This window comes from Curtobacterium sp. MCBA15_007 (assembly GCF_001864905.1).
In the GTDB taxonomy this organism is placed as follows: Bacteria; Actinomycetota; Actinomycetes; order Actinomycetales; family Microbacteriaceae; genus Curtobacterium; species Curtobacterium poinsettiae.
On sequence record NZ_MJGM01000003.1, the window covers coordinates 106,633 to 121,232 of the forward strand.

A 14,600-nucleotide genomic window follows, 5' to 3' on the forward strand; every position below is an offset into this window, starting at 1 on the left:
ACGGCGGCACACCGCCGCCCCTGGATCGTCACGACGGCCGTGTCCCTGCGGGGGCGCGGCCGTCGGCGTACCATGACGTGACATGGATCAGCACCAGGACGACGCCCCGCCGGAGATGAACTTCTACACCCGGAAGTGGGTGCGACCGGAGGACCTCAACGCGAACGGCACCCTGTTCGGTGGCAGCCTGCTCCGCTGGATCGACGAGGAAGCCGCCGTCTACGCGATCATCCAGCTCGGCAACGGCAAGGTCGTCACGAAGTACATGTCGGAGATCAACTTCCTGTCGTCGGCGAAGGAGGGCGACATCGTCGAGATCGGCCTCGTCGCCACCCGATTCGGCCGGACGTCGCTCACCATGCGGGCCGAGGCGCGCAACCTCTTCACGCACCGGAGCATCCTGACGATCGACGAGGTCGTGTTCGTGAACCTCGACGAGGACGGCAACCCCGCCCCGCACGGCTACACCGACATCACCTACGCCCGCGACCGGGTCCCTGCCACGCACCGCGCGTGACCCCGCAGACATCACGCAGCACCCGGCAGCCCGGAGCACCGCACGCGGCATGTGATCGGCGGCCTCTGGCAGGATCAGGGGCATGACCACGCCCCGCCTCGTCGCCTTCGACCTGGACGACACGCTCGCCCCGTCGAAGTCCTCCCTCGACCCCCGCATGCTCGAGACCTTCGCGTCCCTGCTCGAGGTCGTGCCGGTCGCGGTCATCTCCGGCGGCAACTTCACGCAGTTCGAGCAGCAGCTGGTCACCCCGCTCCGGCAGCGCGACGGGCTGACGCTCGACGCCCTGCACCTCCTGCCGACCTGTGGCACCCGCTACTACCGGTGGCAGGACCAGGACTGGGCGCTGCAGTACGCCGAGGACCTCACCGACGAGCAGAAGGACCGCGCCCTCGCCGCGGTCGAGACCCGTGCGAAGGAAGCCGGGTACTGGGAGTCCGAGACCTGGGGCCCCATCCTCGAGGACCGCGGGTCCCAGATCACGTTCTCCGCCCTCGGCCAGTCGGCACCGGTGGACGTCAAGAAGCAGTGGGACCCGACGGGCGAGAAGAAGGACCACCTGCGCCGCCTGGTGCAGCAGGACCTCGCCGACCTCGAGGTCCGCTCGGGCGGTTCGACGAGCATCGACATCACCCGCAAGGGCATCGACAAGGCCTACGGCATGCAGCGCCTCGCCGAGATCACCGGCATCGCGCTCGACGACATGCTCTTCGTCGGGGACCGGCTCGACCCAGAGGGCAACGACTACCCGGTGAAGGCGCTGGGCGTCCCCTGCCACGCGGTCGAGGGCTGGGAGGACACCGACGCGTTCCTGACCGAGCTCATCCCCACCCTGCGCTGATCCCCGCGCGAGACGCCGGCGTCTCGCCAGGACGCCGCGGCGTCGCCGAGACGCCGCCGGATCCGGCGGCGTCTCGGATGCATCGCGGCGTCGACAGGACACGACGGCGTCTTCCGCGCCCGATACGGACGCACGGCGGACGGGAGGCCCGGGGCGGGCCCGCCCCGCGCCTCCTGTCCGTCCGCGGTCGCGTCCAGAGCCGCGTCCGCGGCCGATCGGCGCGAGCGCGCGCTCAGCCCAGGCTGCGGACGGCCTCGACGAAGGCGCGGATCTTCGCGGGGTCCTTGACGCCGCGCTCCGACTCGACGCCGCTCGACACGTCGACGCCGTCGGGGTCGAGTGCCTCGACCGCGGCGACCACGTTCGCCGGGGTCAGCCCGCCGGCCAGGATCCAGGCCTCGTCGACGCCGTCGATCGTGGCCGGGTCGATCAGTCGGCCGCTGCCGGGCACAGCCGCGTCGAGCAGCAGCAGGTCGTGGTCGAACGCGGCGCGCTGTTCGGGCGTCTCGCGCAGGTAGTCCTCGGCCGCGAGGGCCCGGATGGTGAAGAAGCCGGCGTCACGCGCCCGGGCGAAGTCGGACGGCGACTCGCCACCGTGCAGCTGCAGCGTGGTGAGTCCGACCTCGGACGCGATGCCGACGATCTCGTCGATCTTCTGGTCGCGGAAGACCCCGACGGCGTCGATGCCGTCCGGCACCCGCTCCACCAGTTCCTTCGCCAGGTCGGCGGTGACGGTGCGGGGGCTGCCCGCCGCGAAGACGAACCCGACGGCGTCGGCACCCGCGTCGACGGCGGCGTCCACGGTGTCGGGCGTCGACAGGCCGCAGATCTTGATCCAGCGCTGGTCGGTCATGCTTTCCATCTTGCCAGGGTGCCGCTGTCCGCAGCGCACCGGTCTCCGGAGTCCGGAGTCCGGATCCGCGGGTGGGTCAGTGCAGGGCGCCCGCGACGTAGGCGGCCACGCAGGCCGCGGTGACGCCGAACGCTGCGAAGGACCCGACCAGGACGTTCCGTCGGCGCCACCGGCGGACCGCCGAGAACGTGCCGCGCCGGGCGTGGCGGTGGGCAGCGCGGTGCATGCGGTGGTCGCGCTGGTGCTTCACGCGCTCCGGGCCGAGCGGCACGGGGCCGGTGATCTGGGTGGACCCACCGCGCAGCGCGTTGGCGATCGCGACCGCTGTGGGCCGGCGCTCGGGGTCGCGGGCGGTCATCCGGCTGAGCAGCTCGCGCCACTCGTCGGCGACGTCGTCCGGCACTTCGGGGTCTCGGCGGAGCCGGGCGAGCGCTGCCTCGATCAGGGTGCCGGAGTACTCCTGCTTGCCGGTCAGCGCCTCGAGCAGGACGAGTCCGAGCGAGTACACGTCGGTGGCGAAGCTGATGGGCTCGCCGGCGACCTGCTCCGGGCTGAGGTAGGCGGCGGTGCCGATGACCGTGCCGTCGTTCGTCAAGCGGGAGCCGTCGACGAAGTGGGCGACGCCGAAGTCGGTGAGCTTGACGGTGCGGGCGAACCCGGACGAGCCCTCGTCGCTGATCAGGATGTTGGCGGGCTTGACGTCGCGGTGCACGATGCCGCGCGAGTGCACGTAGGCCAGGGCGTCGGCGAGCTGTGCGCCGAGGTCGGCCACCTCGTAGTTGTGCAGCGCGCCCTCGGACAGGCGGCGCAGCAGCGTCGTGTCGGCGATGAGCTCCATCACGATGAACCGGTGCGGGCCGTCCTCGAACTCGTGGGTGCCGGCGTCGTACAGCGGGATCAGGCCGGGGTGGGAGAGCATGCTGAGCAGCCGGATCTCGCGCTCCTGGCGCACACGGTCAGCGGTGGTCATCTTGTCCGGGGTGGCGAAGAGCTTCACGGCCACGGCGCGGTACGTGTGCTCGTCACGGGCTTCGTAGACGGATCCCATGCCGCCGGTGCCGATGAGCTTCACGAGCCGGTAGCGCGCAGCGAGGACGGTGTCCGCCCGCGCGCTGTCCAGCAGGGTCATGGTGTCCGTCGTCCCGTTCCGGAGCCCGTGGTTCCGCGGCCGCTGCCGACGTGTGGACTCACGGGAAACGGTACGCGTCCGACTCTGTATCCGCAGGGGCCGTTACGACATCGTGACCGCCGTACTTCCCCGGTTTTCCGGGGATCTCCGGGGATCTCCGGGGTACAGTCCGACACCCATCAGGAAGACCGAACGCGCAAGGAGGACATCATGGCACTGTCGAAGGGTGACGAGGTGCGCTGGAACACCTCGCAAGGCAAGACGACGGGCACGCTCGTGCGGAAGCGCACGAGCGACTTCGAGTTCGACGGACAGCACTTCAAGCCGACCGACGACGACCCGTACTGGATCGTCGAGTCGGGCAAGAGCGGCAAGCAGGCCGCCCACAAGGAGTCGGCGCTGACGAAGGCCTGAGGGTCAGTCGCGGGCGGGCTCGGCGCGACGACGACCCCGGGCACCGCTCGCGGCCGGGCTGCTGCTGCCGCGGTCGTCGTGGTCGTCGGACCCGCCCGCACGACGCTCGGCCCGCACCCGGCGGAGCCGCCGCACCACGAAGCTCACCACGACCACCGCGATCGCGACGTAGAGCACGCGGTCGATCCACTCGGTGTAGGCCTCGACCTTGTCGTACTGCGACCCGAACGCTGCACCGAGCAGCACGAGTGCACTGTTCCAGATGCCGCTCGCGATGATCGTGAACACCGAGAAGGTGCCGAGGTGCATGCGGTCGGCGCCGGCGGGCAGCGAGATCAGGCTGCGGACGATCGGGATGAACCGGCCGAAGAAGACCGCGCTCTTGCCGTGGCGGTGGAACCAGCCGGCCGCCTTGCGGAAGTCGTCCTCGTCGACGAGGGGCAGCTTGCCGAACCACCGCGTGGTGCGTTCGAACCCGATCTTCGCGCCGAGCCAGTACAGCACCAGGGCCCCGAGGTACGAGCCGATCGTCGCCAGCACGAGGACCAGCACCAGGTTCATCTGACCGGCACCTGCCAGGAACCCGGCCAGCGGCAGGATCACCTCGGACGGGATGGGCGGGAACACCGTCTCGACGAAGAGCATCAGCCCGACGCCCCACTCCCCCAGGGCGTCGATCAGCTGGAGCACCAGGCCGGAGAGCCCACCGAGGTCCGAGGGGGCGGTGGAGTCGCCACTGGCGACGGTCATGGCGCGGGCGGTCACGGCAGTCGTCATGCCCCCAGCATCCCTGAACGCCCTGTCAGGACCCGGCGCGCCACCTGGGTGTCGGCCGAGTTCGTGCAGAGCGACGACCTCGGTTTCGGCCTCGGTGGAGCCGCCCGGTCACGACACCCCGCTCAGCTCCGCGGACTGGTCAGCAAGTGTCGGATGGAACCGGCGCAGACGACGATCCGTGACCAGTCGTTGTGATTCGGCGCGCGTGGCGGGCGAAGGCGACGGGACGACGGACGGGAGGCCCGGTGCCAGCTGGCACCGGGCCTCCCGTCCGTCGAATGGTGGCGTTGACACCGCGAGACACCGTCGTCTTGCTGAAGCGCCCGTGCTCCCGCGAGACGCCCCCGAATCCGACGGCGTCTCGGCGACGCCACGGCGTCTCAGTCGGACGCCGGCGTCTCGCGGATCTACTACGCGGCGACCGGCGCGCGCTGGCCGATCGTCTCGCCGGCCACGGCAGCCTCGCTGCCCGCAGCGGCCTCGTCGACGGGGCGACGACGCACCCACTTCTTCAGGGCGACGAGCACCAGCGCGGACACCACGGTCCCAGCCAAGATCGCGACGACGAACATCAGGACGTCACCGATCGCGAAGAAGACGAAGATCCCGCCGTGCGGCGCTCGTGAGGTCACACCGGCAGCCATCGAGATCGCGCCCGTGATCGCGGCCCCGACCATCGACGCCGGGATGACGCGCAGCGGGTCGGCTGCGGCGAACGGGATCGCACCCTCGGAGATGAAGGACGCGCCGAGCAGCCACGCGGCCTTGCCGTTCTCGCGCTCCGGCTTCGTGAAGCCCTTGCGGTAGAGCACGGTCGAGGCGAGCGCGAGTGCCAGCGGCGGCACCATGCCGGCGGCCATGACGGCGGCCATGATCTCGAACGGCACGACGTTCGTGGCGGTGCCGGCACCGAGCCCGGCGACGGCGAACGCGTACGCCACCTTGTTGACCGGACCACCGAGGTCGAAGGCCATCATCAGGCCGAGGATGATCCCGAGCAGCACGGCCGAGGCGCCGGACAGGGAGTTGAGCCAGGCGGTGAGCTCGGTCATGACCCAGGCGATCGGGCCACCGAGCACCAGGAGCATCAGCCCCGAGGCGATGATCGAGGCGAAGAGCGGGATGATCACGACGGGCATCAGGCCACGCAGCCAGCGCCAGGTCGGGATGCGCCCGATCCAGTAGGCGGCGGCACCGGCGATCAGGCCACCGACCAGACCACCGAGGAACCCGGCGTTCATGAAGACGGCGATCGACCCGGCGACGAAGCCCGGTGCGATGCCCGGGCGGTCGGCGATGGCGTAGGCGATGTACCCGGCGAGTGCGGCGACCAGGAAGCCGAGCGACACCTGTCCGATCTGGAACGCGGCGGCGCCGAGGTAGTACCCGAGGCCCTCCGGCGGCAGGTTCAGCAGCGTGGAGTTCGTGAGCGTGTAGGCGGCGTTGCTCATCCCCGAGTCACCGTGGTCCAGCGCGATGCCGTACCCGGAGAGCAGGAAGCCGAGCGCGATGAGGAGCCCGCCGCCGGCCACGAACGGGATCATGTAGCTGACGCCGGTGAGCAGCCAGCGCTTGAGCGACTGGCCGAAGTGCTCGTTCTTGGCGGTGGACTCACCCTCGACGGCGGCACCACCCTGCACGCGTGCGGCGTGCGGGTCCTCCGAGGCGCGGATGGCCTCGGCGATCATCTTGTCGGGCTCGTCGACACCGCGCTTGACGGGGCCGGACACCAGCGGCTTGCCGGCAAACCGGCCGCGGTCGCGGACGTCGACGTCGACCGCGAACACGACGGCGTCGGCACGGGCGATGAGGGCTGGGTCGAGGGGCTCGACCTGCGAGGACCCCTGCGTCTCGATGTGCATCTCGGCACCGGCACGCTGGGCGGCGGCGACGAGGGCGTCGGCAGCCATGTAGGTGTGTGCGATGCCGGTCGGGCATGCGGTGACGCCGACGAAGACCTTGCGGTCGGCAGCGGGGGCCGCGGCGGTCGCGCTGCCTGTCGTCGCCGGAGCGGAGGCGCTGCTCGCCGTCCCGACGCCGGCCTCGGCCACTTCGCCGCTCACCTCGTCGTCGACCAACCGGACGATCTCGTCGGCCGTGGTCGCGGCGCGGAGCGCGGCGGTGAAGTCCTCACGGATGAGTGCGCGGGCCAGGGTCGAGAGGACCGTCAGGTGGTCCTTGTCCGCCCCCTCGGGCACGGCGATCATGAAGACGATGTCGGCGTCGCCGTCCGGAGCGCCGAACGGCACCTTCCGGGCCAGGCGCGAGAACGCCAGCGTCGGCTCGGACACCGACGCCGACCGGGCGTGCGGGATGGCGATGCCACCGGGGACGCCCGTGCCGACGCTCGCCTCGCGCTTGATGGCGTCGTCGGCGAGCGTGGCACCGTCGGCGGCGCGGCCGGTCGCGGCGACGCGGTCGGCGAGCACCCGGATCACGTCGGTCGACGTGGCGCCGAGGTCCTCGTCGAGGCCGACGAGCTGTGCGCTGATGAGGCGCGGACTCGAGTCTGCGGACATGTGCTTGCTCCTTCGCAATGGCGCTGATCGCGCGGTGGTGCGGTGTTCGTGGGGTGATCGGGTGGGGTGGGGATCAGGCGGGTTCCGGAGCCGGGTGCGTTTCGAGCACCCGGACGGAGACCGCCGTCGGGTCGGTGTGGTCGAGTGCCGGCACGTCACTGCCGGGCAGTGCTGCGGCCGCGGCCCCGGTGGCGACGGCCTGTGCGAGACGCTGCTCCGGTGACGCTCCCGCGACCTCGGCGAGCAGGTAGCCGGCGAGCGAGGAGTCCCCCGCGCCGACCGTCGAGCGGGCGATGATCTTCGGTGCGGCCGCGGCGAAGGCCCCCTCGTCCGAGACCAGCACGGCTCCGGCGCTGCCCAGGGTGAGCAGGACGGTGCCGACGTTCTTGCGCCGCAGCCGCTGGGCTCCGGCGACGGCGGCGTCGAGGTCGCGCTCGTACTCCTCGGGGTCACCGCCGACGACCTCGGCGAGTTCCTCGGCGTTCGGCTTCACCAGGTCGAGGTGTTCGCCGGACTGCAGCAGCGCGGTGAACGGCACCCCGGACGAGTCGACGGCGACCCGGACATCCGCACCGTGGCGGGCACGGACGGCCCGGACGAGCACGGCGAGGGCGTCGTCCGGCAGACCGGGCGGCAGGGACCCGGCGACCACGACCCAGCGGGCGGCGGGGCCGGTGGCGGTCGCGGCGGCGGTGTCGGCCACCAGGGCGGCGAGGTCGTCGAGGCGCCCGGCGAGCGAGGGGCCGGGTTCGTTGAGCTTCGTGGTGGTGCCCGTCGGCTCGGTCACGGTGACGTTCGAGCGGAGCGGTGCCCCGATCGGCAGCGCGGCGGTCGGGATGCCGCGCGTGGCCAGGCCGAGCAGGACCGGGTCGAGCTCGTCGCCGGGCAGGACCGCGACGGTGTCCCCACCGCTCGCGACGACCACACGGGAGACGTTGACGCCCTTGCCGCCGGGCTCCGCCGTGGACCGGGTCGCGCGCTGGACGGCGCCGCGCTGCAGTTCACCGGCGAGCTCGATCGTGCGGTCGAGCGACGGGTTCGGGGTGACGGTGACGATGCGGGCGTTCATGCGACGACCACCTCGACGTCGGCGTCGGCGAGTGCTCCGGCGAGGTCGGCCGGGGGCTGGTCGTCGGTGACGAGCGTGTCGATCTCGTCCAGGCGTGCGAACCGCATCAACGCCTCGACGCCGTGCTTGGCGGCGTCGGCGAGCACCACGGCGCGTCGGGCGGCGAGCACGTAGGCACCCTTCACGGCGGCCTCGTACTCGTCGGGGGTGCTCAGGCCGAAGCCGGCGGACAGGCCGTTCGTGCCGATGAACGCCACGTCGGGGCGGAGCGCACCGATCTGCTCGACGGTGGCCGTGCCGACCGCCGCGCTCGTGACGCCGCGGACCCGGCCACCGAGCAGGTGCAGTTCGAGGTGCTCGCTGTGCTGCAGGGTCGCGGCGATCGGCACCGAGTTCGTGATGACGGTGATCGTCGAGCCGGCGACCTCGGGCTCCCAGCGGGCGAGTTCGGAGGCCACGGCGGCGCAGGTGGTGCCGGCGTCGAGGGCGATCGAGCCGGTGAAGGTGGGCGGCACCAGGCGCATCGCGGCGCGGGCGATGGCCGACTTCGCGGTGCCGTGCTGTCCCTCGCGCTCGGCGACGCTGAGTTCGACCACGCTCGAGCGGCCGACGGGCACCGCTCCCCCGTGCACCCGGCGCAGGACCCCGGCGGACTCGAGGGCGTCGAGGTCACGGCGCACGGTCTCGGTGGTGACGTCGAAGTGCTCGGCCAGGCCTGCGACGGACACGCGACCGGCGGACTGCAGCTCGGCGGCGATGGCGGTGTGCCGCTCGGTTGCGTACATGCCCGAACTCCTTCGTTCCGTTGGGTTTCGAGCACTGTACGTCGCAAACCCACAAGAACGCAACCGTTCCGTCCTGAAACCAACAGGTCCACAGGTGCCGGCCGTCACGCCCGCGGGGCCGCGGCGACCGCCTGGAGGCCCGGTGCCGGTCCGGCGGACCGGCACCGGCCCTCCTGTGCGGACGTCCACCGCACGCGTCAGACGGCCGCCAGGGCGGACGTCGGTGGGATCCTCGCCGCGCGCGCCGCCGGGTAGAGCCCGGAGACCCCGCCGATCACGACGGTGGCGCCGAGCCCCCCGACGACGGCCCAGACCGGCAGCGCGACCGGCCACCCCTGGGTGACGGCGAACACGACGGTCACCCCGACCCCGAGGACGACACCCGCCACCCCACCCAGGAACGACAGCAGCAACGACTCGACCAGGAACTGGTCGCGGACGTCCCGACGACGTGCGCCGAGGGCACGACGGACACCGACCTCGGCGCGGCGCTCCAGGACGGTGATCACCATCGTGTTCGCCACCCCGATGCCACCGACCAGCAGCGCCACCCCGCCGATGCCGACGAGCAGCCCGGTGAACGAGTCGTCGGTGGCGTCCTTCGCCGCCAGCGCGTCCGACGGCCGGGTGACGCCGACGTCCTGCGGGTCCCCCGGCCGGACCGCGCCGGCGAGCAGGTCCCGCGACCGTTCGACGTGCGCCGGGTCGACGCGTGTGTAGACGGCGGTCGGTGCCCCGTCGAAGCCCAGCTGCTCGGCGAACCCGCGGGGCACGAACACCCGCGAGTCCAGGTCCGCGGCGAGCGCCACGGGTTCGAGCACCCCGACCACCTGCACCCACTGCCCACCGAGCCAGACCCGGCTGTCCGGCCGTGGGTCGCCGATGCCGAGCACGACTGCGGCCCGCGCTCCCAGCACGACCTGCGGCGGGGCACCGGCGGCGTCGTCGATCCACCGCCCGGATGCGAGCCGCCCGCCGAGCACCCGTGGCACGTCGCCCCACGCAGCGAGGACCCCGAGGCCCTTCGTCTGGGGTGCCGGGACGAAGTCGTTCCGGTACACCCCGGTGTCGGGCACGGTGCCGACCGCAGCAGCCGACTCGACGTCGTCCTGTCGCAGCACCGACTCGAGTGCGGTGGACGGCAACGGCACCGGTTCGCCGAGGCCCTGCGCCTGGGTTAGGGTGAGCACGTTCGTGCCGAGCGTGTCGAGCACCTGGTCGACCTTCGCCTTGCTCGACGACGAGATCCCGACGACCGCGAGCATCGCCGCGATGCCGATCGCGATGCCCAGCGCGGACAGCACGACGCGACCCGGTCTGGTCCGCAGCCCGAAGACGCCGAGGCGGAGCAGGTCGAGTCCGCCCACGGACCGACGGCGGCTCACGGGGCGACCTCGTCGACCGGCGCGACCTCGGGCTCGATCATGCCGTCGCGCATCCGGACCTGCCGGGGCAGCGATGCCGCCAGGTCCAGGTCGTGCGTGATGACCACCACCGTCGTGCCCGCAGCGTTGAGCTCGCGCAGCAGCTCGACGACCGTCGCACCGGACGCCGTGTCGAGCGCCCCGGTGGGTTCGTCGGCAAGCAGGATCGTCGGGTCGCCGACGACGGCCCGCGCGATGGCGACGCGTTGGCGCTCGCCGCCGGAGAGCTGGTGCGGTCGGTGGTCCACCCGGTGGGCCAGTCCCACGCGGCCCAGGGCCTCGACGGCCAGGCGGTGCCGCTCGCGCCGGGGGACCCCCTGGTAGAGCAGGCCGTCGGCGACGTTCTCGGCGGCGGTCGCCCCGGCCTGCAGGTGGAAGTGCTGGAAGACGAACCCGATGTGGTCGGCACGCAGGCCGGACAGATCGTCGTCGGACATCGTCGCGACGTCGTTGCCGGCGATCGTCACCGTGCCCGAGGTGGGACGGTCGAGCGTGCCGACGACGTTGAGCATCGTCGACTTGCCCGAGCCCGACGGGCCGACGACCGCGACGAGCTCCCCCGCGCCGACCTCGAGCGAGACCCCGCGCAGGGCTCCGACGTCGCCGTGGGTCTTCGTGACGTCCCGGAGCGACAGGACGGCGGCCGCCGGCAGGACGGCCGTGACGGGCACGGCGGGAACGACGGGAACGACGGCGCTCATCCGGGCACCACCACCCGGTCGCCCGCGGTCAGGGCGCCGGTGACCGCGACCCGCCCGTCGGCGCTGAAGCCGGGCTCGACCCGGACCCGCTCGGTCGTGCCGTCCCGCTGCACGACGTCGACGGCGTACCTGCCACCGGCACCCGCGACGAGGGCGGCGACCGGCACGGACAGGACGTCGTGCTCGGTGGCGCCCTCCGCGTCGACCTGCGCGGACGCGGCCTCGGGCAGGGACCGCTTGCCCGGGTCGAACGACACCGAGACGTCGACGGCCGTGCCGCCGTCCTCGCTCGTCGTCGGCTGCACGTCGACGACGGAACCGGGCATGGCCCCACCGGCGCCGTTCACGCGGACCTCGACGTCGGTGCCGACGGCGAGCCGCTCGGCATCGCGCTGCGGCACGGTCGCCGTGACGACCCGCCGGGTGCTCGTGACCTGCAGCACGTCGGTCGTCGCGCCCGCGCTGCCGGCACCGGTGCTCGCTCCCACTGGACCGGCGCCGGCCGCTGCACCAGCACCACCCGCGGCCGCTCCCGCACCACCGTCGATCCGCTCGCCGAGGCGCCCCTCGACCGAGGCGACCCGGACCGCGCCGTCCACGAAGGCGACGTCGTCCGCAGTGAGCACCCCGGTGCCCTCGTGTCCCCGGCCCTCGTGCCACTGCCGGACTGCTCGCTCGGTCCGCGGGCCGAACCGGTCGTCCACGGACACGTCGTACCCGAGCGCGGCCAGGTTCTCGTTGAGCTGCCGGACGTCGGCGCCCTGCAGCCCCCGTTCCAGATCGCGCCAGAGCGGCACGGTGCCGTACATCGACCGGACGTCACGCTCGTCGACGGCGTACAGCGCCCCGTCGCGTTCGACCACGTCGCCGACCCGGGGCAGCCAGGTGATCGTGCCGGCGGCTGCACCGGGGACCCCCGAGGCCGCGCCGTACCCGAGCGTCCCGGCGAACACCTTCGAATCCGTCAGGTCACCGCGCGTGACGGTGCCGGTGGCTCCGGCGGGTGCAGTCCCGCCGCGCGACGCACTGCTGGCCGAGGCGCCCGCACCGTTCGGCGCCACGGCGAGGGCCCACGTCCCGACCCCCGCGGCCACCGCTGCGACGAGGCACCCCGACATGATCACCCGGCGACGGGCGCGTCGGTGGGTCACGACCCGGCTCCGCCCTGGACAGCCTCGAACGCCGCGTCGGTGCACGGCCCGGCGGCCTCGTCGAACGCCTGTTGGTCGTCCGGCTGGAACCGCTTCTGCGCGTCCTGGTCGTCCGGGTAGTCCGGGAACCCCTGCTCCCGCAGGCACTCCGCCGTCCTCCGGGCGATCTCCTCGGTGCCGGGCATCGGTTGCGCGGCCTGCGCGTCACCCGCGGCCGCAGAGTCGTCGAGGCAGCCCTTGAGGTCGTCCTGGTACTGCTCGGGGTCGACGCCGTCCGGTGCGCTGAGCTGCATCGACCCGCCGCCGGTGCCGGGGTCCGGCATGTCGTAGCCGCGGTCGCGCATGCACTCGGCGAGGGCGACGCCGGGTGCCGCGCCCCCGGAGGCGGTCGTCGCGTCGTCGTCGGGTGCCGGGTCGGAGCAGCCGGCCAGCAGCAGGGGCAGCAGGACGACGGCCGCGGCCACGCTCATCAGGGACCGGGTGCGACGGGTGGTCGTCATCGTGGTGTGGTTCATGCCTCCAGCACAGCGGACGGGCTGTTTCGCCCCGCGTGCACGTCGGGTTGCACCGGCGAAACACCGACCCGGACGAGCAGCCCACCGGTCGGCCGTGCGGTGATCGACAGCGTCCACCCGTGCGCGTGCACGATCGCGGCCACGATCGACAGGCCCAGACCGCTGTGCTGCCCACGTCCGGCGTCCGCGCCGCCGCGACGGAAGGGTTCGACGAGCAACGCCGCCTCGTCCGCCGCGACCACCGGCCCGTCGTTCTCGACCACGAAGCCGTCCGGTTCCGTCGTCACCCGCACGGCACCGCCGGGTTCGTTGTACTCGACGGCGTTGCCGACCAGGTTGCCGAGCAGCTGCCGCAGCAGCGTCGGCTCCCCCGGGACGACCAGGCCGGGAGGCCCGGTGCGGCGCTCGTGGGTCAGCGTCACCCCCGCCTCGGCCGCGTCCCGGGCCGCCCCCGCGACGACCTCGTCGGTCACCTCGACGAGGTCGACGGCCCGTGTCGCGCCCGCCAGGCCGCGGTCGGCCTCGGCGAGCACGAGCAGTGACGCGACCAGCCGCTCGGTCCGCCGGTTCTGCTCGAGCAGCTCGGCGCGGACGGCACGCACCTCGGCCGGGTCGGCGTCGTCGTGCAGCCCGATCTGCACCGCGGCGCGTTGCACTGCCAGGGGTGTCCGGAGTTCGTGGGACGCCTGGGCGACGAACCGTCGCTGGCTCTCGAACGCGGTCTCCAAACGGGCCAGCAGGTCGTCGACCGTCCGCGAGAGCCGTCGGAGCTCGTCGTCGGGTCCGCCCAGGGCGATGCGCTCGTGCAGGTTCGACGCGGAGATCCGGTTCGCGGTCGCCGTGATCCGGTCGATGGGACGGAGCACCCGGCGGCTGACGATCCAACCGATGCCGCCGGCAGCGATCCCGGCACCGGCGGTCCCGATCGCGGACCACTGCCACTGCTGCACCGCGACGAGGCGGATCACCGCCACGGCACCGGTGCGCTCGTCCGCCGCCGCTGGGTCCACCGCGAGCGGGGCCGGAGCGGTCGTGGCGCTGTCCGATCCGGACGGTGGTCGCTCGACGGCCGCCGTGTCGAGACCCGCGCCGACGCCCGCCAGGGACATGGTGTTCGTGAAGACCACGACCCCGGTCGCGAGCGCCATGGCCGCCAGCGCGAACGTCAGGGCCGTCCGGGTCCGGATGCTCCAGCCTCGGGCCCACCGACTCACAGCGAGTAGCCCTGGCCGGGCACCGTCCGGATCGGGTCCGGGTCCCCGAGTTTCCGGCGCAGCTTCGACATCGTCACGCGGACCGCGGCGGTGAACGGGTCGGTGTTCACGTCCCAGACCTTCTCGAGCAGGTGCTCGGCGGAGACGATGCGACCGTCCGCGCGGAGCAGGGTCTCGAGCACCCCGAACTCCTTCGACGTCAGGTCGAGCGGGTGACCGTCACGCGTGGCCATCCGCCGGTTCGTGTCGACGACGAGTCCCGCGCGTTCGAGCACGGGGGCGACGGGTGGGACGCTCCGCCGACCGAGCGCGCGGACCCGGGCGACGAGTTCCGGGTACTCGAACGGCTTGGTCAGGTAGTCGTCCGCACCGAGCTCGAGCCCCTGCACCCGGTCGCGCAACGTGGTCGCTGCGGTGAGCAGGAGGATCCGTGTGAGTGCGCCACGAGCGGTGAGACGCCGTGCGACCTCGTCGCCGTGCAGCCCGGGGACGTCGCGGTCGAGCACGACGACGTCGTAGTCGTGCACCGCCAGCAGCTCGTCGGCGTCGTCGCCTCGGTAGGCGACGTCCACTGCCATGTCCTGTCGGGTCAGGCCCGTCGCGATCAGGTCGGCGAGGGGCCGTTCGTCGTCCACCACGAGTACGCGCATCGATACATCACACGTGACGTACCTGTACTGGACCTGGGAGG

15 protein-coding genes are annotated in these 14,600 nt (G+C 72.7%); 3 read left to right on the forward strand and 12 right to left on the reverse strand.

Going from position 1 to position 14,600, the window contains the following annotated elements; translation table 11 throughout:
• Positions 1 to 82: 82 nt before the first annotated feature.
• Together BIU95_RS04150 and BIU95_RS04155 are read left to right on the forward strand one after the other, a co-directional pair.
• A complete protein-coding gene (locus BIU95_RS04150) occupies positions 83 to 517 on the forward strand; it encodes an acyl-CoA thioesterase (protein WP_017886352.1) in 435 nt (144 codons plus the stop codon).
• Between the two features lie 82 nt (positions 518 to 599).
• A complete protein-coding gene (locus BIU95_RS04155; RefSeq protein ID WP_017886353.1) occupies positions 600 to 1,358 on the forward strand; it encodes an HAD-IIB family hydrolase in 759 nt (252 codons plus the stop codon).
• Between the two features lie 232 nt (positions 1,359 to 1,590).
• Here BIU95_RS04155 and BIU95_RS04160 read toward each other — a convergent pair whose 3' ends face one another.
• Both BIU95_RS04160 and BIU95_RS04165 read right to left on the reverse strand, forming a co-directional pair.
• On the reverse strand, positions 1,591 to 2,211 hold the full coding sequence (locus BIU95_RS04160) for a phosphoribosylanthranilate isomerase (RefSeq protein ID WP_017886354.1): 621 nt from the start codon (positions 2,209 to 2,211) through the stop codon (positions 1,591 to 1,593).
• A 76-nt stretch (positions 2,212 to 2,287) separates the two neighbouring features.
• Positions 2,288 to 3,340 carry a serine/threonine-protein kinase gene (locus BIU95_RS04165; protein WP_051067362.1) on the reverse strand — a complete coding sequence of 351 codons (1,053 nt, stop codon included), beginning with the start codon at positions 3,338 to 3,340 and terminating at the stop codon, positions 2,288 to 2,290.
• Between the two features lie 210 nt (positions 3,341 to 3,550).
• On the opposite strand from BIU95_RS04165, the gene BIU95_RS04170 reads away from it, so the two are divergent.
• Positions 3,551 to 3,754, forward strand: a complete 204-nt coding sequence (locus BIU95_RS04170; protein ID WP_017886355.1) for a DUF2945 domain-containing protein — start codon at positions 3,551 to 3,553, stop codon at positions 3,752 to 3,754.
• Positions 3,755 to 3,757: 3 nt separating this feature from the next.
• Here BIU95_RS04170 and BIU95_RS04175 read toward each other — a convergent pair whose 3' ends face one another.
• The 10 genes from BIU95_RS04175 to BIU95_RS04220 all read right to left on the reverse strand — a co-directional run bounded on the left by BIU95_RS04175 (position 3,758) and on the right by BIU95_RS04220 (position 14,559).
• Entirely contained in the window at positions 3,758 to 4,531 is a 774-nt protein-coding gene (locus BIU95_RS04175; protein ID WP_228499450.1) for a DedA family protein, read from the reverse strand.
• A gap of 410 nt (positions 4,532 to 4,941) precedes the next feature.
• Positions 4,942 to 7,050 (reverse strand): fructose-specific PTS transporter subunit EIIC, encoded by a 2,109-nt coding sequence (locus BIU95_RS04180; RefSeq protein WP_071250539.1) that lies wholly within the window; start codon positions 7,048 to 7,050, stop codon positions 4,942 to 4,944.
• A gap of 73 nt (positions 7,051 to 7,123) precedes the next feature.
• Complete coding sequence (locus BIU95_RS04185) at positions 7,124 to 8,119, reverse strand: 1-phosphofructokinase family hexose kinase (RefSeq protein WP_017886358.1); 996 nt, start codon at positions 8,117 to 8,119, stop codon at positions 7,124 to 7,126.
• Positions 8,116 to 8,904 carry a DeoR/GlpR family DNA-binding transcription regulator gene (locus BIU95_RS04190; RefSeq protein WP_056069518.1) on the reverse strand — a complete coding sequence of 263 codons (789 nt, stop codon included), beginning with the start codon at positions 8,902 to 8,904 and terminating at the stop codon, positions 8,116 to 8,118. The genes BIU95_RS04185 and BIU95_RS04190 overlap by 4 nt, the downstream gene beginning before the upstream one ends.
• 197 nt (positions 8,905 to 9,101) lie before the next feature.
• Entirely contained in the window at positions 9,102 to 10,289 is a 1,188-nt protein-coding gene (locus tag BIU95_RS04195) for an ABC transporter permease (RefSeq protein ID WP_254783260.1), read from the reverse strand.
• Positions 10,286 to 11,029: an ABC transporter ATP-binding protein gene (locus BIU95_RS04200; RefSeq protein ID WP_071250543.1), complete on the reverse strand. Its 744-nt coding sequence runs from the start codon at positions 11,027 to 11,029 to the stop codon at positions 10,286 to 10,288. The genes BIU95_RS04195 and BIU95_RS04200 overlap by 4 nt, the downstream gene beginning before the upstream one ends.
• On the reverse strand, positions 11,026 to 12,180 hold the full coding sequence (locus tag BIU95_RS04205; RefSeq protein WP_139179639.1) for a peptidoglycan-binding protein: 1,155 nt from the start codon (positions 12,178 to 12,180) through the stop codon (positions 11,026 to 11,028). Before BIU95_RS04205 ends, BIU95_RS04200 begins: the two co-directional genes overlap by 4 nt.
• Positions 12,177 to 12,695 (reverse strand): hypothetical protein, encoded by a 519-nt coding sequence (locus BIU95_RS18535; RefSeq protein WP_071250547.1) that lies wholly within the window; start codon positions 12,693 to 12,695, stop codon positions 12,177 to 12,179. Before BIU95_RS18535 ends, BIU95_RS04205 begins: the two co-directional genes overlap by 4 nt.
• Entirely contained in the window at positions 12,692 to 13,909 is a 1,218-nt protein-coding gene (locus BIU95_RS04215; RefSeq protein WP_071250550.1) for a HAMP domain-containing sensor histidine kinase, read from the reverse strand. The genes BIU95_RS18535 and BIU95_RS04215 overlap by 4 nt, the downstream gene beginning before the upstream one ends.
• The gene (locus BIU95_RS04220; RefSeq protein WP_042538709.1) at positions 13,906 to 14,559 is read right to left on the reverse strand and encodes a response regulator transcription factor; all 654 of its coding nucleotides are present in this window, start codon (positions 14,557 to 14,559) and stop codon (positions 13,906 to 13,908) included. The genes BIU95_RS04215 and BIU95_RS04220 overlap by 4 nt, the downstream gene beginning before the upstream one ends.
• Positions 14,560 to 14,600 lie beyond the last annotated feature (41 nt).